Origin of the sequence: Streptomyces griseus subsp. griseus, from assembly GCF_003610995.1 — a bacterium.
In the GTDB taxonomy this organism is placed as follows: Bacteria; Actinomycetota; Actinomycetes; order Streptomycetales; family Streptomycetaceae; genus Streptomyces.
Genome location: NZ_CP032543.1, coordinates 4,205,735 through 4,228,425, shown reverse-complemented (window position 1 = coordinate 4,228,425; position 22,691 = coordinate 4,205,735). Strand labels below are relative to the sequence as shown.

Genomic DNA, 22,691 nt, shown 5'->3' with positions numbered 1-22,691 from the left:
GGCGCTAGGCTGTAGCCGAACCGGCGACGGCACAGGCCAGCACCACCCCCGCGTGCCGCCGCCCCCGTCGACGAGGAGCGACCGCCTTGCCCGAGCAGTCCCCCGGGTCCCGGCCCACCCTGGAAGCCGTCGCGGCGCGTGCGGGGGTCTCCCGGGCCACCGCCTCGCGGGTCGTCAACGGGGGCGACGGAGTCCGCAAACCGCTGGTCGACAAGGTGCTCAAGGCGGTCGACGAGCTCGGCTACATCCCCAACCACGCGGCCCGGACGCTGGTCACCCGGCGGACCGGCGCGGTGGCCGTCGTCATCGCCGAGCCGGAGATACGGATCTTCTCGGACCCCTTCTTCTCCCAGCAGATCCGGGGCATCAGCAAGGAGCTGACCGCCCACGACACCCAGCTCGTCCTGCTGCTGGTGGAGGGGCCCGGCGACTTCGACCGGATCGCGCGCTACCTCTCCGGCGGACATGTGGACGGCGCGCTCGCCTTCTCCCTCCACACCGACGACCCGCTGCCCGCGATCACCCGGCGGGCGGGGATCCCGACGGTGTACGGGGGCCGCCCCAACTGGACCGCCGACCCGGGTGACCAGGCCGCTCCGTATGTGGACGCCGACAACCGGGGCGGGGCACGGGTCGCCGTGCAGTATCTGCGGGACCTGGGGCGGCAGCGGATCGCGCACATCGGCGGACCGCCCGACCAGACCTCCGCGATGGACCGCCTCGACGGCTACCGGGACGTCCTCATCGACGTGGAGCCGACGCTCGTCGCCGAGGCCGGGTTCACCGTGGAGAGCGGGGCGCGGGCGATGGCCGAGCTGCTGGAGCGGCGGCCCGACCTGGACGCGGTCTTCGTCGCCAACGACCTGATGGCCTCGGGCGCGTTGCGGGTGCTGCGGGAGCGCGGGATCGCGGTGCCGGAGCAGGTGGCGATCGTCGGGTTCGACGACATGGCCGGCGTGGCCGAGGAGACCGACCCGCCGCTGACCACCGTGAACCAGGACATCGAGGGCCAGGGCCGGCTGATGACCCGGCTGCTGCTGCGCGGCCTGGACCGCGACCGTACGGGGAACGGCCCGGCGCCCGACTCGGTGATCACCCCGACGACGCTGGTACGCCGCGCCTCCGCGTGACCCCCCGGCGCGCGAGTACGGCGGGCTGCCGGACGCATGAGTACGGCGGGCCTCCGCCCTGAGGAGCCGGAGACCCGCCGCACCGATCGTGCCCGTACAACGGCCGCTTACACGTACGGGATGTTCACCAGCACGTCCGCGCGTGCCGGGTCATGCGTCCTGCTGTCCCGCTACTGGTACGGAATCCGCAGCACCGCCGCGTCCGTGCCCGTCTGCACCTGGGACGTGCCGTTGCCGAGCGCGTTCCAGATCTCCAGGCGGACCGTGCCGTTCTTCAGCTCGCCCAGGCTGCCGGTGGTCGCCTGTGCGCCGACCGCCTGCGTGTACTCCTCCCACCCGTTGACCGGGTCGGTGGCGAAGTAGCGGAAGGTCTCGGTGCGGTCGAAGGTGCCGTCGCCGGTCAGGTCGTAGCTGACCCTGACCTGCGGGGCGAGCCCGACCTTGGTACCCGCGTCGACCCGGAGGCGGAACGCGGTGGCAGCACCGGAGGAGACCTTGCCGTTCACCTTCTTGATCTCGTAGACGGTCGGGCGGTACGGGGTGCCGTCCCGGTTCACGCCGTCGGCCGAGGCGATGGTGTCCGCGCCCGCCGGGTCGGTGGTGGCGGTGGTGAGGACGCCGCCGGTCTTCAGGCGGAAGGTGTTGCCGGTGGACGGGGTGCCCGGGTCCGGGTCGGGGTCGGGGGTGCTGCCGCCGGGGCCCGTGCTGACGGCCTGCGAACGGGCCGGTACGGAGAGGGTCTTGCCGTCGGAGAAGGTCACCGTACGGGCGGTCGAGCCGTGGTTGTGAGCGGTGTAGGTGCGGGTGCCGTTCTTGGAGAAGACGGCGGAGGTCGGGATGTCACCGGTGATCGTCATGTCCGGTGCGCCCACCGCGTTCAGGGTGTTGACCCAGTGGTAGGTGTGCGCCTTGGACTCGCCCTCCTCCGGGGTGTAGTTCCCGTTCGCCCCGTCCCACTTGGACTTCGCCGCGGCCGGGTCGGCGAGCGCCTCGAACTCCCAGAGGAGGTCGCGCCACTCCTGGGCCGGGCCGCCGTTCTCGCGGACCATCTCGGCGAGGTTGCGCTTGATGGCCGCCTTCTCACGGGCCAGGTGGAGCGAACCACCGGTCACCGGGAGGACGTTGATGCCGTGGATCTCCTCCGGGTTGGCGGTCCACCAGGTGGCGTAGGCGCCGCCGCTGCCCCAGACCATGCCGACGGTGTCGTGCCGGAAGGAGGAGGGGAAGACCTGCTCGTTGGCGTCGAACCAGTACTGGGTGATCGCCTCGGACTCGGTCGTCAGCAGGTAACTGCCGAGGTCACGCAGGGAGTTGTCGCCCATGGCCGAGCCCCAGAGCACCAGCCCGGCGCTGAGGTTGATGGACTCCGACGAGGACTCCTGGTTGTTGCCCGCCGCGAAGCCCTGGTGGCCGGAGGCCCAGCTGTGGCCCGCGTAGATGTCGAAGCCGCGCAGGAAGGGGTACGCCGAGTCGGTGCGGCTCGGGTTGGCGGTGTCGCGGATCAGGTGCTTGACCATCGTGCCCCAGGCCGAGTCGGCCGCCCAGGCCTGGTCGTACTGGGCGACGATCGCCGCCGCGTACACGTAGTAGCTGTAGTGGAAGTGGTGGTCGTTGAGCTCGGTGTCGCTGCCGTACGAGGCCGGGTACCCGGTGAGGGTCTTCCAGTCCTTGTCGTAGCTGAACTCACTGGCCCCGCCCGCCGTGAACCACTCCTGCATCCGGCCCTTCATCAGGCCGAGGAGCTTGTCACGGACGGCGGTCTGGCCGATCTGGTCGGCGATGGGCACCAGCTGGGCGAGCTTGCCGAGCGCCTTGCCGGTCCAGTAGGTGTCCCGGGCCCCGGAGAACGGGTCGGAGGCGTTGGCGACCTCGTTGAGGTAGCCGGTCAGCCGGGTCTTGTCGACACCGCTGGAGACGGGCAGCGCGGGCACCACGCCCTGGCTCTTCTGGCTGGTGGTGAAGGAGGCGGACTCGCGCACCTTCATCGTGCCGCGCGGTGAGACGTACGTGTACGGGGTCAGCGCGTCGCTCGTGTGCAGCCACTGGTGGCGGTAGAGCGCCTGGAGCGTGCCGCGCTCGGTGCCCTCGCGCGCCTCGGTGGTCAGCGTGTAGGTCGCCCGCACGTTGCCGCCGGTGGTCTGCCAGGCGACCTTGGAGCCGGTGACGAAGCTGTAGGCGTACTTGCGGTAGGTCGCGAGCGCGTCCGTGGACGGCAGCACGGCGAGCGAGAAGTAGTCCTTGGAGCCGAGCCCGGCGGTGATCGTGGTGCCGGAGATGTTCCAGTTGGAGCCGGTCGGGGCGAAGAGGGCGTAGTGGTGCCCGGCGACCGTGATGCCGACGACGTTGCCCTGGTTGGCGAAGACCGTGGGCGTGGAGGCGGTCGTGATCCGGGCGTCGCCGCCGGACCCCTTGGCGTACACGAACGGCATGCCGTGGCCGATGGTGGCCCGGAAGGTGCGGGAGCCGTCCGCCCAGTACGGGGTGACCGTCCAGTCGGACCAGGCGTCGGCCTTGGTGTCGGGCGAGTTCAGGCCGGTCAGGCCGACGGTGAGGTCGGCCTTGTGGGCGTACTCGTACTGCCGTCCGTCGCCGACGATCGCGGGCGTGGTCGGGTAGCCGACCTCCAGGCCGGAGGCCTTGGCCTGGTACGTCAGCGGGTGCCCGTACATGGGGGTGGAGTACGGGTTGTCGCCGTAGCGCTGGAAGGCGAGCGAGGACCACCAGTCGTTGGTCGGGACCGGGTTGTTCCGGGCGGCGGCGGTGACCTTGGGGGTGACGGGCGCGCCGGTGTTGGTGGTCGGACCCTGGGTGCCGGCGGGGCGGGAGTCGGTGTAGCTGCCGGCCCCGGCGGGGATGGTGGCGGCGGCCGCCGGGGAAGCGGCCGGGCCCAGGGTGACGGCGGCCAGGGCCACGGCGAGGAGCGTGGCCGCAGCGGGTCTGACCCCGGTGCGGGAGGCGAGTCTGGAGAGGGAGGCTTGCACGAGCAGCACCTCGATCATGGGGGGGGGCGAAGAGCGCCTTCGAGAGCGCTCTCAAGTGCCAAGGAACGTAAAACTCCTGAAACGTCAGTGTCAAGAGATCGCACGTGCACGGCAGTTGAGCGGCGCCCTGCTGTAACACCAACCTGTTATGCGTTCGAGTCTTGACGGGGCGGGGGCGGTGGGGGACGCTCCAGACGCAGGTTTGAGAGCGCTCTCAAAGCGCTCGGTTCATCCCGAAGCCAAGGGAGGCTTCCCATGCCCATCGCCCGAGCCGCCAAGAGAGCCACCGTCCGCCTCGGCGCGGTCGTCCTCGCCGGGGCGCTCCTCGCCGCCTGTGGATCCGGATCCGGCGACTCGTCGGACACCTCCGACAGCGCGGGCGGGAAGGTCACGCTCAACGTCGACCTGTTCGGCTCGTTCGGCTTCAAGGAGGCCGGGCTCTACGACGAGTACCAGAAGCTCCACCCGAACGTGAAGATCAAGCAGAGCGACACCCAGGACGAGGCGGACTACTGGAAGTCACTCCAGACCCGCCTGGCGGGCGGCGGCGGCCTCGCGGACGTGCAGGGCGTGGAGGTGGGCCGCATCGCGTCGGTCACCCAGCAGCAGTCCGACAAGTTCCAGGACCTGAAGGAGTTCGGGGCCGACAAGCTCAAGGGCGAGTTCGCCGAGGCCAAGTGGTCGGCGGCGACCACGAAGGACGGCAAGGTCCTCGGCCTCGGCACCGACGTGGGCCCCGAGGCGATGTGCTACCGCACCGACCTCTTCAAGCAGGCCGGCCTCCCCACCGACCGCGAGGAGCTCGCGAAGAAGTGGTCCACGTGGGACGGCTACCTGGAGCTCGGCAAGGAGTACAAGAAGAAGGCCCCCGCCAAGAGCGCCTGGCTGGACAGCGTCGGCTCGCTCTACGGGATCATGATCGGCCAGGAGGAGGAGCGGTACTACGACGCCTCCGGTGAGCTGATCTACGAGAAGAACCCGGCGGTGAAGACGGCCTGGGACACCTCCGTGAAGGCGGCCGAGGCGGACCTGAGCGCCAAGCTCGACCAGTGGTCCCCGCAGTGGAACCAGGCGTTCGCCGCCGGCTCCTTCGCCACGATCCCCTGCCCGGCCTGGATGCTCGGCTACATCAAGGGCCAGGCCGGTGACGGCGGCCAGGGCAAGTGGGACATCGCCAAGCTGCCCGGCGGGGCCGGCAACTGGGGCGGTTCCTACCTCTCCATCCCGCGTGCGGCCAAGCACAAGAAGGAGGCGTACGAGCTGATCGAGTGGCTGACCGCCCCCGAGCAGCAGGCGAAGGTCTTCCAGAAGCAGGGCAACTTCCCCTCCTCGACCGGCGCGATCGAGAAGATCGCCGACGCCAAGGACGACTACTTCTCGGGCGCCCCGATCGGCCAGATCTTCGGTGACGCGGCCAAGGAGTCGCCGGTGCAGGTGCTGGGTGTCCACGACCAGAACGTGATGCAGCAGCTGACGAACGCGCTGAGCGAGGTGGAGCGCAAGGGCGTCTCCTCGGAGAAGGCGTGGGAGACGGCGAAGAAGGGCGTGGCGAACGTGATCGGCTGAGACCGACGCGCTGCGCCTCCCTCTCCTCCTCCCCTGCTCGCCCGGGGCCGGCCCACCGGTGTGCACCACGGTGGCCCGGCCCCACCCCCGTCCCCCTCCACGTGACGCGTATCTCCGCTCCCGATCCCGAAGGGCCGCACCGTGTCCCTCACCGCCACCGCGAAGGCCGGGCCGAGCCGCCCGGCCGGAACCGGACCCGGGCCCGACGACGGTCGGGCAGCCGCTCTCCGGCGTACCTGGCGCAAGGCGTCCCCGTACGCCTACATAGCCCCCTTCTTCACCCTCTTCCTCGCCTTCGGTCTCTTCCCGCTCCTCTACACGGCGTTCGTCTCGCTCTACCGGGTCGAACTCCAGACGAGCGGCGAGATGGAGTGGCGGGGCATCGCCAACTACACGGCGCTCTTCACCGACGAGTACTTCTGGATCTCGCTGCGCAACACGTTCACGATCGGCGTGCTGTCGACGGTTCCGCAGCTGGCGATGGCGCTGGGCCTGGCGCACCTGCTCAACTACAAGCTGCGCGGCCGGACTTTCATCCGGACGGCGATCCTGCTGCCGTACGCGACATCGGTCGCCGCCGCCACGCTGGTCTTCGCGCAGCTCTTCGGCCGGGACTTCGGCCTGATCAACTACGCGATCGGGCTGGTCGGTTTCGACCCGGTGGACTGGCAGACGGGCACGGTCGCCTCGCAGATCGCGGTGTCGACGATCGTGATCTGGCGGTGGACGGGGTACAACGCGCTGATCTACCTGGCGGGCATGCAGTCGATCCCGCACGAGCTGTACGAGGCGGCGGAGATGGACGGGGCCTCCCGCTGGCGGCAGTTCATCCACGTCACGCTGCCCGGGCTGCGCCCCACGATCATCTTCACGGTCATCATCTCGACCATCGGGGCGACCCAGCTCTTCGGTGAGCCACTGCTGTTCGAGGGTTCGATTTCGGGTGGCATCTCGCACCAGTACCAGACCCTCGGCCTGTACATGTACGAGCAGGGCTGGGGCTTCTTCCACCTGGGCCGGGCCGCGGCCATCGCCTGGGTGATGTTCGTCCTGATCGTGGTGCTCGTCGGGGTCAACGCCCTGATCGCGCGCCGCCGTGCACGCAAGGAGGCCGGCCGATGACCGCGCTCGTCGCACCGCCGACGGCCCCGGAGACGGGCCGCCCGCCGCAGGACCCGCCGGGAAAGCGGGTACGCAAGGGAGGCGCGGGCCGGACGATGAAGGGCGGCTGGCTCTCGTACCTCATCCTCGGCTTCGCCCTCCTCATCTCGGCGTTCCCCTTCTATTGGACGATCGTCGCGGCCAGCCGGTCCAACGCGGACATGGCGCAGGTGCCGCCGAGTCTGCTGCCGGGCTCGAACCTGATCAAGAACTTCGACGCGGTGCTCGAAGAGGCGGACATCGGCAAGGCGCTGCTGAACTCGCTGATCGTGTCGTCCTCGATCACGCTCGGCACGGTCCTGTGCTGCACACTCGCCGGATTCGCCTTCGCCAAGCTGAAGTTCAGGGGCCGGGGCGCGCTGCTGACGCTGACGATCGGGACGATGATGATCCCGCCGCAGCTGGGCGTGATCCCGCTCTTCATGCTGATCGCCGAACTCCAGTGGGTGAACCAGCTCCAGGCGGTGATCCTGCCCGGCCTGGTGTCGGCCTTCGGCGTCTTCTTCATGCGCCAGTACCTGGTGCAGTCGCTGCCGGACGAACTGATCGAGGCGGCCCGGGTGGACGGCGCCTCCACGGCCCGGATCTTCTGGTCGATCGTGATCCCGATCGCACGGCCGGGGATGGCGGTGCTCGGGATGCTGACGTTCATGACGGCGTGGAACGACTTCTTCTGGCCGATCATCGCGCTGTCCTCGCAGGAGCCGACCGTGCAGGTCGCGCTGCGGCAGCTGGGCGGCGGCTATGTCAACGACCAGTCGGTGATCATGGCCGGCACGCTGCTGGGCACGCTGCCGGTGCTGCTGGTCTTCGGCCTGCTGGGCCGGCAGATCGTGGGCGGCATCATGCAGGGCGCGGTGAAGGGCTGACCCCGCGCCTCCGCCTCCTCGCCCATCCCCTCCTCACCCTCCCCTCACCTCTGGAGTGTCCGTCTCATGACCGCTGTCGATGCCCGCCCGGCGACCTCCACGGGCGCCCGCCCCGAGACCGGAAAGGTGCTCCGCTTCCCGGCCGGATTCCGGTGGGGGACGGCCACCGCCGCGTACCAGATCGAGGGTGGGGCCACGGAGGACGGCCGTACGCCCTCCATCTGGGACACGTTCAGCCGTACCCCCGGCAAGGTGCGCAACGGCGACACCGGTGACATCGCCGCCGACCATCTGCACCGGATGCCGGAGGACGTGAAGCTGATGCGGGAGCTCGGCGTCACGGACTACCGGTTCTCCGTCTCCTGGCCCAGGGTCCAGCCGACGGGCCGGGGCCCGGCGGTGGAGCGCGGCCTGGACTTCTACCGCCGCCTGGTGGACGAGCTGCTGGGGGCCGGGATCAGACCGGTCGCCACGCTCTACCACTGGGACCTTCCGCAGGAGTTGGAGGACGCGGGCGGCTGGCCGGAGCGGGACACGGCACACCGGTTCGCGGAGTACGCGGGCCTGGTGGCCGGGGCGCTGGGTGACCGGGTGTCCACATGGACGACGCTCAACGAGCCCTGGTGCGGGGCGTTCCTCGGGTACGGGAACGGGGTCCACGCCCCCGGCCGCACCAGCGACCTCGCCGCGCTGCGCGCCGCGCACCACTTCAACCTGGCCCACGGCGGCGCGACCCGGGTCCTGCGCGACCGCCTCCCGTCCACGGCCGAGGTCTCCCTCACTCTCAACCTGCACGCCCTGCGCCCCCTGAGCGACACCGACGCGGACCGGGACGCGGTGCGCAGGATCGACGCGGTGGCGAACCGGATCTTCCTGGACCCGGTCTTCCACGGGCGGCTGCCGCAGGACCTGGTGGCGGACACGGCGGCGGTGACGGACTGGTCGTTCGTGAAGGACGGCGACCTGGAGGTGACGTCGACCCCCATCGACTCCCTGGGGATCAACTACTACTCCCCCAGCGTGGTTTCGGCGGGCAGCTCCGACTCCCCCTCCCCTTGGGCGGGCGCCGAGCAGCATGTGGCGTTCACCCCCGCGGAGGGCCCGCGCACGGCGATGGACTGGCCGGTGGACGCCGACGGCCTCTACGAACTCCTGACCCGCCTCCGCGACGAACTCCCGGACCTCCCGCTGCTGGTGACCGAGAACGGAGCGGCGTACGACGACTACGCGGACCCGGAGGGCCAGGTGCACGACCCGGAGAGGGTGGCGTACCTGGACGCGCACCTGAGTGCCGTACACCGGGCGATCGAGGACGGGGTGGACGTACGCGGCTACTTCCTGTGGTCGCTGCTGGACAACTTCGAGTGGGCGTACGGCTACAGCAAGCGCTTCGGCATCGTCCACGTGGACTTCGCCTCGCAGCGGCGGACGGTGAAGGACAGCGCGCGGTGGTACGCGGGGGTTGTGGCGCGGGGCGGGCTGGAGCGGGGGTGAGGGGGGCGGTCCCTTGTCCGTGATGGTGGCCCCGGGGGGGGAATCCCCGGGGCCACCGTCGTCCCCGGTCACCCCGGCCCGTGTCGGGGCGTCGCGGTCAAGGCCCCTGGGCTCCGCCGCCCCTCCGGACGACCGGTCGGAACCCACCAGGAAGGCAGGACCGGGAACAACCCGAGGGGCCATGCCCCGGAGAGCACGGCGCCTCACACCACCCGGATCACATGCTTCCCCCGCACCCCGCCCGCCTCCAGGGCGCGGTGGGCGGCGGCGATGCCCGACAGCGGGTGGACCGTGTCGACGACGGGGCGCAGGTCGCCGCGTTCGACGTACGCGGCCAGCTCGGCGAACAGGTCGTGCTTGGGGTTGCCACTGAAGAAGCGGACCCGTCGACCGCCGTGGACGGCCGACGCCAGGATGTAGCCGATGCCCTTGGCCGGGTGGTCGATGTCGAACGCGATGGAGACCAGGCGGCCGCGTGGTGCCAACAGGCCTTGCAGGCTGCGGTGTTCGGTGCCGACCGTGTCCATGATGACGTCGTACGGGCCCAGCTCCGACAGCGCCGTCGCGCGGCGGTCGATCGCCTCGTCCGCACCCAACTCCCTGACGAAGTCGAGGTTTCCCGCCCCCGCGAGGCCGGTGACGTGGGCGCCCAGCGCCTTGCCGAGCTGAACGGCGACGCTGCCGACACCGCCGGACGCCCCGCGGACGAGGAGGCGTTCGCCCGCCCGGAGCCGGGCCTTGTCGCGCAGGGCGGTGAGGGACGTGGTGCCCCCGGCGGAGAGCGAGACGGCCTCGGTCAGGGTGACGTTCTCGGGGGCGTACGCGATCCGGCGCGGGCGGACGGACACGTACTCGGCCGCGCTGCCGAAGCCGTTCCGCCCGCGCGGCAGGATGCCCCACACACGGTCGCCCTCGCGCAGGCCGGTGACGGAGGCGTCCACCTCGGCGACCTCGCCCGCGAAGTCGATCCCGGTCCGCTGGGGGAAGCGCCGCCCGGTGACGAGCCGGACCTTGCCGGCGCGGCCGTGCAGCTCGCCGCCGTTGACACTCGTCGCGTGAACCCGGACCAGCACCTCGCCGGGTTTCCGCACGGGCACCGGGACCCGGCCCTCGTAGAGGACCTCGGGCGGTCCGTAGCTGTCGTAGAGCGCCGCGCGCATGTCGTTCATCGTGGGCCGTCCTGTGCCTGTTCCCTCGGGTACTCCCGCTCCCGGCCCAGGCTAGACAGCTAACCGGAGAAACCCCTCCACTTACCCTAAAGTGAGAGACATGCCTGCTCAGCCCTCTCACAACCCGCCTCACACCGGCCCGGACACCCTGCGCGCCGACGCCCGGGAGAACCGGGACCGCATCCTGCGGGCGGCCCGGGAGGCGTACGCGCTGCACGGGATCGACGTACCGATCAGCGCGATCGCCCGGCGGGCCGGCGTCGGCGTAGCGACGCTCTACCGCCGCTTCCCCACCCGCACCTCACTGATCACCGAGGCGTTCGCCGAGCAGCTCGCGGAGTGCGCGGGCGTACTCGACGACGCCCTGGAGGACCCTGACCCCTGGCGCGCGTTCTGCTCGGTGTTCACCGAGGTGTCCGCGATGCAGGCCGCCGACCGGGGCTTCACCCACGCGTTCCTGGCCCGCTTCCCGGACGAGCCGAGTTACGCCGGGGAGCGCGACCGGGCGGAGGAGGGGCTGGCCCTGCTGGTCCGGCGGGCGAAGGAGGCGGGGGCGCTGCGCCCGGACTTCGACGTCTCGGACGTGGTGCTGGCCCTGCTGGCGAACAGTGGGGTGGTCAACGGCGCGCAGGCGAAGTCCGCGGAGGCGTCCCGTCGGCTGGTGGGCTACCTGTTGGAATCGTTCCGGGCCAGGCCCGACATCGAACAGCTCCCGCCGCCCGCGAGGCTGGAGCTGGACCGGTTGGGCGGAGCGCGGTGAGCACGGGGCCGCCACATGACGCATCGCACCCGCGTCAGAGCGGCCCAGCACCTCGCCCCAGGCGGCCGGCAGGGTGTGGAAGGCGTAGCCGGAGAGGATCGTCGCCTCCGCCGCCTCGGGTGGATACAGCCGCCGGAGCGGCCGGTCGTTCCACCGGGTCAGCCGGTCCGCCGGCTTGCGTGGGACGAGCCCGGCGATCCACCGGTACGGCAGGGTCCGCGATCCGGCGAGTCCAGCGCGGACGCGATGATCTACGTCGACACCTTCAGACTCCGGGGCTGAGCCGAGCGGGCGCCGTGGCCCGGCAGGTCGACTCCCCCACCGGTGGCCTGCCCGGACGATGAGGCGGACCGGCCGGCCGCAGCGGCAGGCGGCTGCGGCGAGGCCGTCACCCCGCCCACCGCCCCGTGAGGAACGCCAGGGCCGCCAGCGCGCCCAGCGGGGCCGCCACGGACAGGTACACCGTCCTGAACCAGGGGCGGCGCAGGCTCAGGGCCGCCAGGCCGATCCACAGCGGCCACCACAGCAGCGTGGCCCGAGGAATGGACGTGTACCAGTACGACGTTCCCAGCGCCCACAGGCTCAGCGCGACGTACACGGCCTCCGGCAGGCGACGGTGCCGTACCAGCAGCGCGACCAGGGCCAGGCCCACCACCATCGCCACCAACTCCGCCTGGAACATGGCCGCGTACCCGGTGGCGTGCACGCCGTCGAACGCCGCGCTCCACGTGTTCGTCCACGCCTCCCACGGGGTGTGGAAGTCCCGGTACCAGCCTCGCTCCTGTGCGTGCTTCCACGCCATCCAGTCGCCCGTGCGGGTGTGCAGATACCAGCTGTACGCCAGCGGCGGCAGCGCGGGCAGTGCCAGCCAGGGCGCCCCGCGCCGGCCCTTCCCCGACCGGGCCGAGAGCACGAACAGCACCGCTACCGCCGCCGCCAGGAACAGACCGCTGACCCGTACCGTCGTCGCCAGCGCCGTCAGCGCGGCCGCCGTCGCCCAGTGGTGGCGCTGGGCCGCCAGCCAGGCCGGGAGCGCGAACGCCAGGAACAGCGCCTCCGTGTAGCCGGCCGCCAGGAAGACCGCGCAGGGGGAGAGCAGGAAGAACAAGGTCGTACGCAGGCCGTCGGCGTCCTCGGGGACGTAGGAGCGGGCCAGGCGGGACAGGGCCAGTACGGCTACCGCCCCCGCGATCAGTGAGATCAGCAGGCCTGCCGCCGTCCAGTTCGGGACGATCGTGTGCACGGCCCGCAGGAGCAGGGGGAAGCCGGGGAAGAACGCCTCCCTGTTGTCCCAACCCTCCACCCATGGGCCCGTGTCGGCCGGGAAGTAGCCGTCGCGCGCTATGTGGAGGTAGTGGTTCGCGTCCCACTGCTGGAACGGCGCGAGGACCGGGCCTGCCGCCCGTGTCTCCGCGCCCCGGGGGAACAGCCACCGCGCGCCGTGCGCCGTGATCCACAGGGATACGCGGGTGAGGAGGTAGAGCCGGAGCACCCTGCGGTCGGCCGGGGTCAGCCAGGCGAGCGCCCGGTCGAACCCTGCCCCGGCTGCCCGGCGCTCGTGCGTCTGCGGCCGGGGCTCGGAGCTTCCGGGGTGGGGCGGGGTGGGCCGCAACCCGGTGGACAATATGGACACTCAGGCACCTTTCGGGCACGTCGAGGCGTGCCGGATCGCCCGGTGGAGCCGCCGGGGCACGGGGAGGGAGGAGAGCGGAGGAGGAGGGCGAGCCGGTCGGGAGCGGGGGCAGCCGCAGGCTCGCCGTGAGCCATGGGCCGTCGGGTCAGCCGTCAGCCATCAGACGTCCGGCCGTCAGCCGTCAGCCGTCAGCCGCTAGCCGCTAGCCGCTAGCCGCTAGCCGCTAGCCGCTACAGCGTTGACCGTTACGGCGCCGACGTCGCCCCCGTCGTCGATGTCGATCTCGATGCCGATGGAGGCGACGACCCCTCCGCCGTCGGCATGCCCCCGGAGGGGACGACCTCGTCGCCGAACCCGGCACCGTGTTACTGGGCGTCGGCGGCTCCGTAGGGGTCCCGACCGGCGGTGGCGGAGCCGGGGACGGGTAGCTCGGCGACGGGCTCGTCGCCGGAGGGGCCGGCGTCGGGGTGGTCGGGAGCAGGCCGATCGCCGCCGCACCGATGCCCCCGATGACCAGGCACACCCCGACCGCGACCGCGGCCATCCGGCGCCGCTGGGCCCGCATGCCGCGTTCGGTGATACCGGCCGCCGGGTCCGCCACAGAGCGGCTCTGGCCGAAGTCCCCGGCCTGCCGGAACAGGGAACGCAGCGGATCCTGTGGACCCGAGGAGCCCCGGCGCCCCTGCGATCGCTCCGGCCCCCAGGGGTCCCGTGGTTCAGACATCAGGAGCCTCCTCCATGTGGGGGTCCTGCAGACGGTGGGCGAGCGCCGCCCGTCCGCGAACCAGATGCGTCTTGATCGTGCTGGCGGAAAGCCCGGTCTCCCCGGCGATCTGCTCCACCGTGAGGTCGCACAGGTAGTGCAGGGTCAGGGTCCGCCGCTGCTGTGCGGGCAGCTCCCGGAGCGCGTCGACCAGCACCACGTGGTCCGGGTCCGGCGGCGCCACGTGCTCCGCCGCACCGCTCCCCCGGCCCCACGCGTCCGCCGAACGCCGCCGGAACCGCCACCGGCTCACCGCCAGACGCCACGCGGCCGTACGGATCCACGCCTCGGGCTGCCCGTCACGCTCCAGCCGGCCGCGCCGGACCCACGCCTTGACGAAGGCCTCCTGCACGACGTCCTGCGCCTCCTGGAGGTCCCCCGTCATCACGTACAGCTGGCCTGTGAGACGCGCGACCGCCTGGGCGTAGAACTCTTCGAACTCCTCGACGGTCAAAAGTCGCTCCCGGATCTTTCGCTTCACCGGGTATACGCCTGCCGCAGGGCATCCGGTCTACAGCCCCGGCGAGCCTTCGGAGTGATCGTCGTCACGGAACCCGGAAGGTCGGGGACGCGTCAGCCCGGGTCCGCGGCAGCCCGCACCCCCGGCGCTCAGCCCTCCCCCACCCGCCTCTGAGGGCCTACCGATGATGTCTGCCGGGAAGGGCCGACCGCACCGGCTGCCCCCTCACCGCACCTCCGCCGCCAGCTGTGTCGTCGCCAGTTCGCGGTAGAGGTCGTCCGACGCGATCAGCTCCTCGTGCGTGCCCGCCGTGCGGACGCGGCCCTCCTCCAGGACCACGATGCGGTCGGCGTGGCGGACCGTGGAGAGGCGGTGCGCGATGACCAACACCGTGGTGCGCTCGGCCAGTTCCAGGATCACATCGCGCAGTGCCTGCTCGTTCACCGCGTCCAGTTGCGAGGTCACCTCGTCCAGCAACAGCAGCCGGGGGCGGCGCAGCAGGGCGCGGGCGATGGCGATGCGCTGGCGTTCGCCGCCGGAGAGGGTGACGCCCCGGTGGCCGACCGCCGTGTCCAGGCCATCGGGCAGCCGGGCGACCAACGCGTCCAGGCGGGTCCGGGCCACCGCCTCCGCCAGCCGGGCCTCCGGCGCGTCCGGGGCCGCGAAGAGCAGGTTCTCCCTCAGCGTCCCGGCCAGGACCGGGGCGTCCTGTTCCACGTACGCGAGCGAGGCCCGCAGCTCCGCCAGTGGCCACTCCCTGATGTCCCGGCCGTTCAGCGCGATGGCTCCCGCACCGTGGTCGTAGAACCGCTCCAGCAGGCTGAACACCGTCGACTTGCCCGCCCCCGACGGGCCCACCAGCGCCACCATCCCGCCCGCCGGGACCTCGAACGTGACGCCCTTGTGGGCGGGGGCGCGCTCGCCCCCGTACCCGAAGGTCACGTCCTGGAAGGAGACCCGCAGGGGGCCGCCGTCCTCCTTCAATCCGTGGAATTCCTGCGCCGGTTCGCCCGGCAGCGACTCCACCTCGTCGATCCTCCGCACGGCCGCGAGGCCGCTCTGCAGGCCCGTCCAGCCCTCGACCAGGCCGCCGATCGGGCCCATCAGGTAGAAGAGGTAGAGCAGGAACGCGATCAGTGACGAGATGTCGAGGGAGCCCGACGCCACCCTCGCTCCGCCTACTCCCAGCACGGCCAGGAAGGCCAGTTGGATCGACATCATCATCGTGACGTCGGAGACCGACGACCACTTCGCCACCGACACGCCCCGGTCGTGCGCGCGCCGCGCCGCCTCCGCCACGGCCGCCGTCTCGCGCTCCTCGGCTCCGCTCGCCTTGACCGTACGGAACGCCTGGAGGACCCGGTCCAGCGCCGCGCCCATCGCCCCGACCGACTCCTGTGCCCGGAGCTGCGCGCGCTGAATGCGCGGCATGAGCAGAGCGGTCACGGCTCCGATCCCGACGATCACCACCAGCGTCACGCCCAGCAGTGTGACGTCCATGTACGCCATGAACGCGACCGTCCCCAGCAGCATCAGCACGCTGTTGAACGACTCGACCAGGCCGCTGGAGAGGACTGTTCGGAGGAGGGTGGTGTCGCTGGTGACGCGGGACTGGAGGTCCCCGGGGGTGAGGCGGTCCACCGCCGGGACCTTCAACCGCATGATCCTGCCCACCAGTTGGTGGCGGGCGCGGAGAACGACGCCCTCTCCCGTACGGGCCATGAGGTAACGCCCGTACGCGGAGAGGCAGGCGCCCGCGAGGACCAGTGCGGTGAGCGCGATGAGCGGGGTCACCGGCGAGCGGTCGGCGGCGAACGCGTCGACCGCGTACTTCGCCATCAACGGCATCGCCAGCCCGGCCGCCGAGCCGGTGAGCGAGAGCAGGCCCGCCCGGAGAAGTACGCCGCGGTGGGGGCGGACCCGGGTGAGGAGGAGGCGGAGGGGGGCGGGGCCGGCCGCCTCCGCGCCGGGGGGCGCCGCGCTCCCGTCAAGCACCCCGGGTCCGTCAGGCGTACCGGCCTCCCCAGGTCCATGAGGCGCATGAGGCCCCTCAGGCCCCTCAGGCCCCTCAGGCAGGCTTTCCGCCCCCGTCGTCGTCCCCGCCACCGCGCTCACCCGGAACCCCCTCGCGTACCGTCACCACCATCAAAGGACGCAGATCGGCCGACTCCGCCTGCTCGCCGACCGTACGTCCCCCCGCCTGAACCCAAGCATGCGGCGAGAACGGCGGTGCCGTCCGGACCCCCGCGCACCAGTCCGGCCAGCTCCCCGACATCCGGCACGCCAGCGCGATGGCCACCGAGCGGGGCAGACAGCCGTAACGGCCCGCGCAGCGGCGGCTGGTGGCGGTGACCGCCTCGTACATCTCCAGCGTCTCGTCGTACGTCGCCGGGGTCGCTCCCCTGCTGCACCGGGTCAGTACCCGGCGCAGGCGGCCCGGCCTGAAGCGGGCCAGCACGAACGCGGCGGCGATCGCGGCGCGCAGCCGCAGACCGCCCGGGCCCGCGCCCCGGCGGGGCATCGTCATCTCGGTGGTCATGGGCGCAGGATCTTCGCTTCGACGAGCTGGCGGGTCAGCTCGGCCACATCCGACTCCGCCTCGGCGCGCTCCACGTCGAACGCGGCGACGATGCGTTCGACGGCCGCTTCAGGGGCCTCCCCGGCCGCCAGGGCCTCGACCACGATCACGCTGGTGTCGTTCAACTGCCAGTAGCTGCCGCTCTTCTCGTCCAGCAGGACGCCGCCGTACTCCGTCGTCGTGACGGCTATGCCTTTTCTGAGCTTCACAGTCATGCCTCACCGGTCGTGGTCGTGGGGGTCAACTCGGATGTTTTCCAGGCGTTTTCGGCCGTGCGGAGCCAGGTCTCACCGGCCACCGTGGAGCTGATGGAGTGCTCCACCAGGACGGGTGAGAAGGGTTCGGCCGCCAGTCGGAGGAGGTGGCGGGCGTCCACCAGGCCGTGTTCGGCGAGGCGGGAGCCGGTCCACAAGTCGGTCAGTTCCGGAGCGTGTTCGCGCAGGCCCTGGTGTTCGTCGGAGGACATGTGGTCCTTCGTCGTACGGGCCAGCAGCGCATCCGGCACCACCCCGCGCATCGCCTCGACCAGCAGGGGCTTGTAGCGCCAGGGGCTGATCCGCTCCTCCAGGCGTACGGCGAGGGTCGCTTCCAGGACCCGGTCGTCGTAGAAGGGCGCGGCGACCGGCAGCCCGATCGTCATGCCGATGTCCTCCATCGCCTGGAAGTGCCGCGCCCCCATCCGTACCGCGTCGATGTCCACATGCCGCCCCCGCCACGGGTCGATCGGCTCGGCCTGCTCGGCGGCCGCCCGGAACTCCGCGGTGATCAGGGCGTTCGCGTGGTCCGTGAACCACGGGCGCAGGGACTGCCGTACGCCCCAGGAGAGCAGCGGGGTCCGGGTGACCGGCTGCGGTCCGGTGGTGACCGCGCCCGCGAGCCAGCGGGGGAACGTGGAGCGGTTCAGCAGGGCCTTCAGGGTGGGGAGGAGGGGCCAGCCGAGCTGGTGGCGCAGGCCGCTGAGGTGGTTCCAGGCGGTGAGGGGGTTGCCGCGGAAGAGGTCCTGGTAGGCGTGGGGCAGGCCGAGGAAGAGTTCGTCGCCGCCGTAGCCGGTGAGGTGGTAGCGGGAGCCGGTGGCGTGGGCGCGGCCGAGGAGCAGTTGCGCGCGGGCCCGGCCGGGGGCCACCGGGAGCGGTTCGTCGTTGAGCTCGGCGGAGGTGGCGGCCAGGTCGGCGTAGAAGTACGGGGCCTGGTCGGCGGGGATGATGTGGTGGGCCAGGGTGGGGGTGGCTGGGCCCGGGTGTCCACCGTCCCCCACGCCCCGCGTTCCGGCCGCCTCCACCGCCCTCCGTGCCCAGGTCTCGTCCTCGCTGTAGCGGTCCCGGGCCGCCACGGTCAGGAGGGACAGCTCCGCCGGGGCGGTCGCGCGGGCGGCGAAGGTGAGGGTCGTCGAGTCCAGGCCGCCGGAGAGCTCGCAGCTGATCCGGTCCAGGCCGCCGACATGGGCCCGTACGGAGGCGGCGACGGCGTCCCCGAGCCCTCGGGCCCCTTCCGCCAGGGGGAGTTCCGGCGGCGGGGGCTCCCACCAGCGGTACTCGCGAGGGCCGGGGGCGGCTGCCGTGCCCGGTGCTGCGACGGGCAGGGCCAGTCCGTACCCGGCCCCGGTCTCGTGCACACCCCGCCACAGCACGCGCCGGCTCAGGGGGTGCGGCAAGAAGTCCAGCAGGCGGAGGGCGAGTGCGCCGTCGTCCAGGGGCGCGCCGGTCAGGCGGGCGAGGACGGCCGGGCGGTCGCAGGCGAGGGTCCCGGCCTCGGCGTGCCGGGCGTGGTAGATCCGGCGCAGCCCGGAGGCCGTACCGCGGATCCAGGTCTCGTCGGAGAGCCGGGCGACCACATGGTGCAGGCCGGGGAGCCGGGCGAGTCGGCGCTCCAGGCCGGTCCGGTCGCGGGCGCCCTCCAGGAGGCCGGCGAGCACGGCCTCGGGGACGCGGTCCGGGCCGATAAGCACGAGGGCGTCGTCGCCCCGGCGGAGGTGGCTGACCTTGCGGGCCAGGGGGCGGGCGACGACCCAGGGGCGGCCCGAGGGGTGGGCGACGGTCAGGACGTCGCCGTCCATCCCTCGGGCCGCCCCGGTCGCGTCCGGTGCGGGAAGCTGCCCGGCCACCGCGTGGCCCGCCACGCTGTCCGGCAGGACGACGAAGTAGTCACGCAGCAGGCCGGGCATCTTCACCTTTCGGAAGTTCTCACACCGTGCAGAGGGAACCGGTCGGCGGTTCAGATGATGCGCCGGACCCAGTACTCCTTGTACGAGCCGTAGAAGTAACCGGCGGTCTTCTTCGAGAAGTCGCCCTGCTTGAACAGCGACGGCTTCACGTAGGCCTTCTTCTGCTGCTTCATGACACCTTCCTCTCTGTGCGGTTGACGACCGTTATGCCCATATGGCAAACGCGTAACTGGAGTTATTCATGCGACTGGTGTTCACCAGGTGAACACCAGGGCCATCATGTCCCGCTGCCCGACCGGTACGCGTGATTCCGACTCACTACGCGAAGTTGGCCGGATAGCGCGAGCGGCGGGGGTGGGAGGCGGTGGCACCGGCCGCGCCGCCGGGCACCGACCGGTCGGCATGTGCAGTCGCACACCGGAGGGCCGGCGCGGGCAAGTGGACTGGACCAATTTCTGCACGGAGGCGTCCGCCCTGGCGGTGAGCTGCTGGGAGATCGGGCCGTCCACGGCGGAGCGGAGGAACCACCGGCGCCGCGCACCCGGTGGCGCCCGCAGCCGCTTTACCCCACCGGAGACCGGCGCGCCACCGACACCACCGAAACCGACCGAACGTGTGTTGTCGTACGGCACGGGGGCCTGCAAGTAGCCATTCGGCCATGCCCGACCGCTCGTTCGGCTCCGTCAGAGGTTCTGGGCGTCCTTCAGGACCCCTCCGCGCCCCGTCGCCCCGCTTCGCGCAGCCGGTAACCGCCCCAGGCCGCCGTCCCCGCGCCCAGCAGCAGCGGGACCATCCCGTAGCCGACGATCGTCGACGAGTGGGCGAACCACCGCCCGCCCTCGGTCAGTTGGGTCGCGGTGATCGTCTCGGGGTCGTTCCGGCCGTCGTGGTCCGCGAAGCTGATCCGGGTGCGCCCGATCCGCGCCGGGGCGGGCATCCCGTCCACATGGACGCGCAGGGTCGCATCGGCGACCCGTTTGCGCTCGGCCGCGTTGGCGCGCTGCTGGGCCTCGCTCTCGCCGTAGCAGTGCCAGACGGTTCCCCCCTTGACCTGCTTGTCGGCGCAGTCGATCAGGCCGAAGGTCTCCACCCGCATCCCGACGAGCCCGGCGAGGCCGGTGCCGGTCACCACGCCGAACAGTCCCAGCAGGAACAGCACCGCCCCGCCCACGACGAGCGCGCCCCCCTTGAGCCGCCCTCCACCCGCTCTCCCCGCAGCACGCACACGCATACCGTTCCGCCCCCGTATCCGCGGGACCCGCATCCATGTGCCGCGTCCCGCATCCGCGGGACCCGCATCCGAACGCGGCGTCCCGTCCCCGCAGTGTCCCAAGGAACCCGGACACGCCACAGGGGCGGCACCCCCCGTGAAGGAGGTACCGCCCCTGTGGGACGTGCGTGGAGCTTCGACCGGTCGTGGGGACCCGATCAGAAGTCCATGTCACCGCCCGGCATGCCACCCGGAGCGGCCGCGCCGGCCTTCTCGGGCTTGTCGGCGATGACGGCCTCGGTGGTGAGGAAGAGCGCGGCGATGGAGGCGGCGTTCTGCAGAGCGGAGCGCGTGACCTTCGCCGGGTCGATGATGCCCTCGGCGATCATGTCCACGTACTCGCCGGACGCGGCGTTGAGGCCGTGACCGATCGGCAGGTTGCGGACCTTCTCGACGACGACGCCACCCTCGAGACCACCGTTGACGGCGATCTGCTTGAGCGGGGCCTCCAGCGCGAGCTTCACGGCGTTGGCGCCGGTCGCCTCGTCACCCGTGAGGTCCAGCTTGTCGAAGACGGCCGAGGCCTGGAGCAGAGCCACGCCACCACCGGCGACGATGCCCTCCTCGACGGCGGCCTTGGCGTTGCGCACCGCGTCCTCGATGCGGTGCTTGCGCTCCTTGAGCTCCACCTCGGTGGCGGCGCCGGCCTTGATGACGGCCACGCCGCCGGCCAGCTTCGCGAGGCGCTCCTGGAGCTTCTCGCGGTCGTAGTCCGAGTCGGAGTTCTCGATCTCGGCGCGGATCTGCTTGACGCGACCCTGCACCTGCTCGCTGTCACCGGCACCGTCGACGATCGTGGTCTCGTCCTTGGTGATGACGACCTTGCGGGCACGGCCGAGCAGGTCCAGGCCGGCGTTCTCCAGCTTGAGACCGACCTCCTCGGAGATCACGGTGCCACCGGTGAGGATGGCGATGTCCGCGAGCATGGCCTTGCGGCGGTCGCCGAAGCCCGGGGCCTTGACGGCGACGGACTTGAACGTGCCCTTGATCTTGTTGACGACCAGGGTGGAGAGCGCCTCGCCCTCGACGTCCTCGGCGATGATCAGCAGCGGCTTGCCCGACTGCATGACCTTCTCCAGCAGCGGGATCAGGTCCTTGACGCTGGCGATCTTCGAGTTGACGATCAGGATGTACGGGTCGTCGAGGGACGCCTCCATACGCTCCATGTCGGTCGCGAAGTAGGCCGAGATGTAGCCCTTGTCGAAGCGCATACCCTCGGTGAGCTCAAGCTCCAGACCGAAGGTCTGGGACTCCTCGACGGTGATGACGCCTTCCTTGCCGACCTTGTCCATCGCCTCGGCGATCTTGGCACCGATCTCGGTGTCGGCGGCGGAGATGGAGGCGGTCGAAGCGATCTGCTCCTTGGTCTCCACGTCCTTGGCCTGCTCCAGCAGAGCGGCGGAGACGGCCTCGACGGCCTTCTCGATGCCCCGCTTGAGGGCCATCGGGTTGGCGCCTGCGGCGACGTTGCGCAGACCCTCGCGGACGAGAGCCTGGGCGAGAACGGTGGCGGTGGTCGTACCGTCGCCGGCGACGTCGTCCGTCTTCTTGGCGACCTCCTTGACCAGCTCCGCACCGATCTTCTCGTACGGGTCCTCGAGCTCGATCTCCTTGGCGATGGAAACACCATCGTTGGTGATCGTGGGCGCGCCCCACTTCTTCTCGAGGACGACGTTACGGCCCTTGGGGCCGAGGGTGACCTTGACGGCGTCGGCGAGCTGGTTCATCCCGCGCTCGAGACCGCGCCGTGCCTCCTCGTCGAACGCGATGATCTTGGCCATGTGAAGTGGTCCTCCCGGACAGGGGTGGATTCTCCGGACCGAGAGGCGCCCGCGACGGACGGCCTGCGTGCGTGGTGGTTCCTTGCCCCACCGCGCCTGCGGGCCTCACCGGCCCGGTCCAAGTTTCTGTCACTCTCACCTGGAGAGTGCTAATGCCAATGATTAGCACTCGACCCCCGAGAGTGCAAGCGCCTCAGGCCAGGGCCCGCCATCCGGTCCCGGCACGCGCGTAGGGCCCGATCCCCTGATCCGGGGTCGGGCCCTACGTGCGTGAGTAGTGGTGCCGGACGGCCGCGCCGGACTCAGCCGACAGCGAGCTTGACCATGTCGGCCTGGGGCCCCTTCTGGCCCTGCGAGATCTCGAATTCAACTCGCTGACCCTCTTCGAGGGTGCGGTACCCGTCCATCTGGATCGCGCTGTAGTGGACGAAAACATCCGCACCACCGTCGACCGCGATGAAGCCGTACCCCTTCTCCGCGTTGAACCACTTGACGGTGCCCTGAGCCATGCCTAACTCCCCTATAACTGGCCCTTGCACGGGACCGCACTTCGCGGCCCCGGGTCGGAACTCACCCTCCGACAGGAGAGGGTGCGCGGCGCCGCAGCGCGTCGACCGCGGCCGAATGTATCCGCCCAACTGCCCTCTGCAACAGGTCAATCGGACGAGAATTCTGGGCACGGGCGAACGCCCGAATATGCGGGATTGCTGAGATTTACGGGCAAGTCGGGCCAGGCAAAGGCCACTTATGCCTCAAGGGGTTCACGTACTTTGGCTGCTTCTTATCGGGGCCGGGCGCATTCTCATATGCGGGCGGCACACGCGGCGAGGGGGCCTTCCCCAACTCTACCGCGCTCAACCATGCAGAATTGCCCCCTCCGCTCTGTGTCGCGGAGGGGGCAACTGCTGTTCAGCT

The 22,691-nt window shown here is 71.2% G+C and carries 18 protein-coding genes; 6 read left to right on the top strand and 12 right to left on the bottom strand.

The genetic code is table 11. The features are described from left to right. The first annotated feature begins 86 nt into the window (after positions 1–86). Entirely contained in the window at positions 87–1,130 is a 1,044-nt protein-coding gene (locus D6270_RS19015; RefSeq protein ID WP_109164352.1) for a LacI family DNA-binding transcriptional regulator, read from the top strand. Between the two features lie 170 nt (positions 1,131–1,300). On the opposite strand, the gene D6270_RS19010 is transcribed toward D6270_RS19015, so the two are convergent. Continuing rightward, a complete protein-coding gene (locus D6270_RS19010; protein ID WP_109164353.1) occupies positions 1,301–4,129 on the bottom strand; it encodes a glycosyl hydrolase in 2,829 nt (942 codons plus the stop codon). Between the two features lie 237 nt (positions 4,130–4,366). Between D6270_RS19010 and D6270_RS19005 the strand changes: the two genes are divergently transcribed. From D6270_RS19005 to D6270_RS18990, 4 genes are all read left to right on the top strand, one after another. Next, on the top strand, positions 4,367–5,677 hold the full coding sequence (locus D6270_RS19005; protein ID WP_109164354.1) for an ABC transporter substrate-binding protein: 1,311 nt from the start codon (positions 4,367–4,369) through the stop codon (positions 5,675–5,677). 141 nt (positions 5,678–5,818) lie between these two features. Further along, positions 5,819–6,799 (top strand): carbohydrate ABC transporter permease, encoded by a 981-nt coding sequence (locus D6270_RS19000; protein WP_109164355.1) that lies wholly within the window; start codon positions 5,819–5,821, stop codon positions 6,797–6,799. Continuing rightward, on the top strand, positions 6,796–7,707 hold the full coding sequence (locus D6270_RS18995) for a carbohydrate ABC transporter permease (RefSeq protein ID WP_109164356.1): 912 nt from the start codon (positions 6,796–6,798) through the stop codon (positions 7,705–7,707). The genes D6270_RS19000 and D6270_RS18995 overlap by 4 nt, the downstream gene beginning before the upstream one ends. Positions 7,708–7,773: 66 nt before the next feature. Next, on the top strand, positions 7,774–9,201 hold the full coding sequence (locus D6270_RS18990; protein ID WP_109164357.1) for a GH1 family beta-glucosidase: 1,428 nt from the start codon (positions 7,774–7,776) through the stop codon (positions 9,199–9,201). A gap of 203 nt (positions 9,202–9,404) precedes the next feature. Here the strand turns inward: D6270_RS18990 and D6270_RS18985 are convergent, their stop codons facing one another. Then, positions 9,405–10,370: an NAD(P)-dependent alcohol dehydrogenase gene (locus D6270_RS18985; RefSeq protein ID WP_109164358.1), complete on the bottom strand. Its 966-nt coding sequence runs from the start codon at positions 10,368–10,370 to the stop codon at positions 9,405–9,407. 100 nt (positions 10,371–10,470) lie between these two features. Here D6270_RS18985 and D6270_RS18980 point away from each other — a divergent pair, with 100 nt between their 5' ends. Then, positions 10,471–11,130 carry a TetR/AcrR family transcriptional regulator gene (locus D6270_RS18980; RefSeq protein WP_109164359.1) on the top strand — a complete coding sequence of 220 codons (660 nt, stop codon included), beginning with the start codon at positions 10,471–10,473 and terminating at the stop codon, positions 11,128–11,130. 388 nt (positions 11,131–11,518) lie between these two features. Here D6270_RS18980 and D6270_RS18970 read toward each other — a convergent pair whose 3' ends face one another. The 10 genes from D6270_RS18970 to D6270_RS18925 all read right to left on the bottom strand — a co-directional run bounded on the left by D6270_RS18970 (position 11,519) and on the right by D6270_RS18925 (position 22,285). Further along, the gene (locus D6270_RS18970; protein WP_204117090.1) at positions 11,519–12,763 is read right to left on the bottom strand and encodes a mannosyltransferase family protein; all 1,245 of its coding nucleotides are present in this window, start codon (positions 12,761–12,763) and stop codon (positions 11,519–11,521) included. 716 nt (positions 12,764–13,479) lie between these two features. Continuing rightward, complete coding sequence (locus D6270_RS18965; RefSeq protein ID WP_109164361.1) at positions 13,480–13,980, bottom strand: SigE family RNA polymerase sigma factor; 501 nt, start codon at positions 13,978–13,980, stop codon at positions 13,480–13,482. Positions 13,981–14,211: 231 nt separating this feature from the next. Further along, positions 14,212–16,101: an ABC transporter ATP-binding protein gene (locus tag D6270_RS18960; RefSeq protein ID WP_391040087.1), complete on the bottom strand. Its 1,890-nt coding sequence runs from the start codon at positions 16,099–16,101 to the stop codon at positions 14,212–14,214. Further along, entirely contained in the window at positions 16,055–16,525 is a 471-nt protein-coding gene (locus D6270_RS18955) for a lasso peptide biosynthesis B2 protein (RefSeq protein ID WP_109164363.1), read from the bottom strand. The genes D6270_RS18960 and D6270_RS18955 overlap by 47 nt, the downstream gene beginning before the upstream one ends. Next, entirely contained in the window at positions 16,522–16,773 is a 252-nt protein-coding gene (locus D6270_RS18950) for a lasso peptide biosynthesis PqqD family chaperone (RefSeq protein WP_109164364.1), read from the bottom strand. The genes D6270_RS18955 and D6270_RS18950 overlap by 4 nt, the downstream gene beginning before the upstream one ends. A 2-nt stretch (positions 16,774–16,775) precedes the next feature. Further along, entirely contained in the window at positions 16,776–18,725 is a 1,950-nt protein-coding gene (locus D6270_RS18945; protein ID WP_109164365.1) for an asparagine synthase-related protein, read from the bottom strand. A gap of 50 nt (positions 18,726–18,775) precedes the next feature. Beyond that, on the bottom strand, positions 18,776–18,898 hold the full coding sequence (locus D6270_RS18940; protein ID WP_018511015.1) for a keywimysin-related RiPP: 123 nt from the start codon (positions 18,896–18,898) through the stop codon (positions 18,776–18,778). A 530-nt stretch (positions 18,899–19,428) separates the two neighbouring features. Continuing rightward, on the bottom strand, positions 19,429–19,956 hold the full coding sequence (locus D6270_RS18935; RefSeq protein ID WP_109164366.1) for a hypothetical protein: 528 nt from the start codon (positions 19,954–19,956) through the stop codon (positions 19,429–19,431). Positions 19,957–20,153: 197 nt separating this feature from the next. Continuing rightward, positions 20,154–21,776 carry a chaperonin GroEL gene (gene groL / locus D6270_RS18930; RefSeq protein ID WP_093694016.1) on the bottom strand — a complete coding sequence of 541 codons (1,623 nt, stop codon included), beginning with the start codon at positions 21,774–21,776 and terminating at the stop codon, positions 20,154–20,156. Positions 21,777–22,078: 302 nt separating this feature from the next. Further along, entirely contained in the window at positions 22,079–22,285 is a 207-nt protein-coding gene (locus tag D6270_RS18925; RefSeq protein ID WP_003967346.1) for a cold-shock protein, read from the bottom strand. Positions 22,286–22,691: the final 406 nt, after the last annotated feature.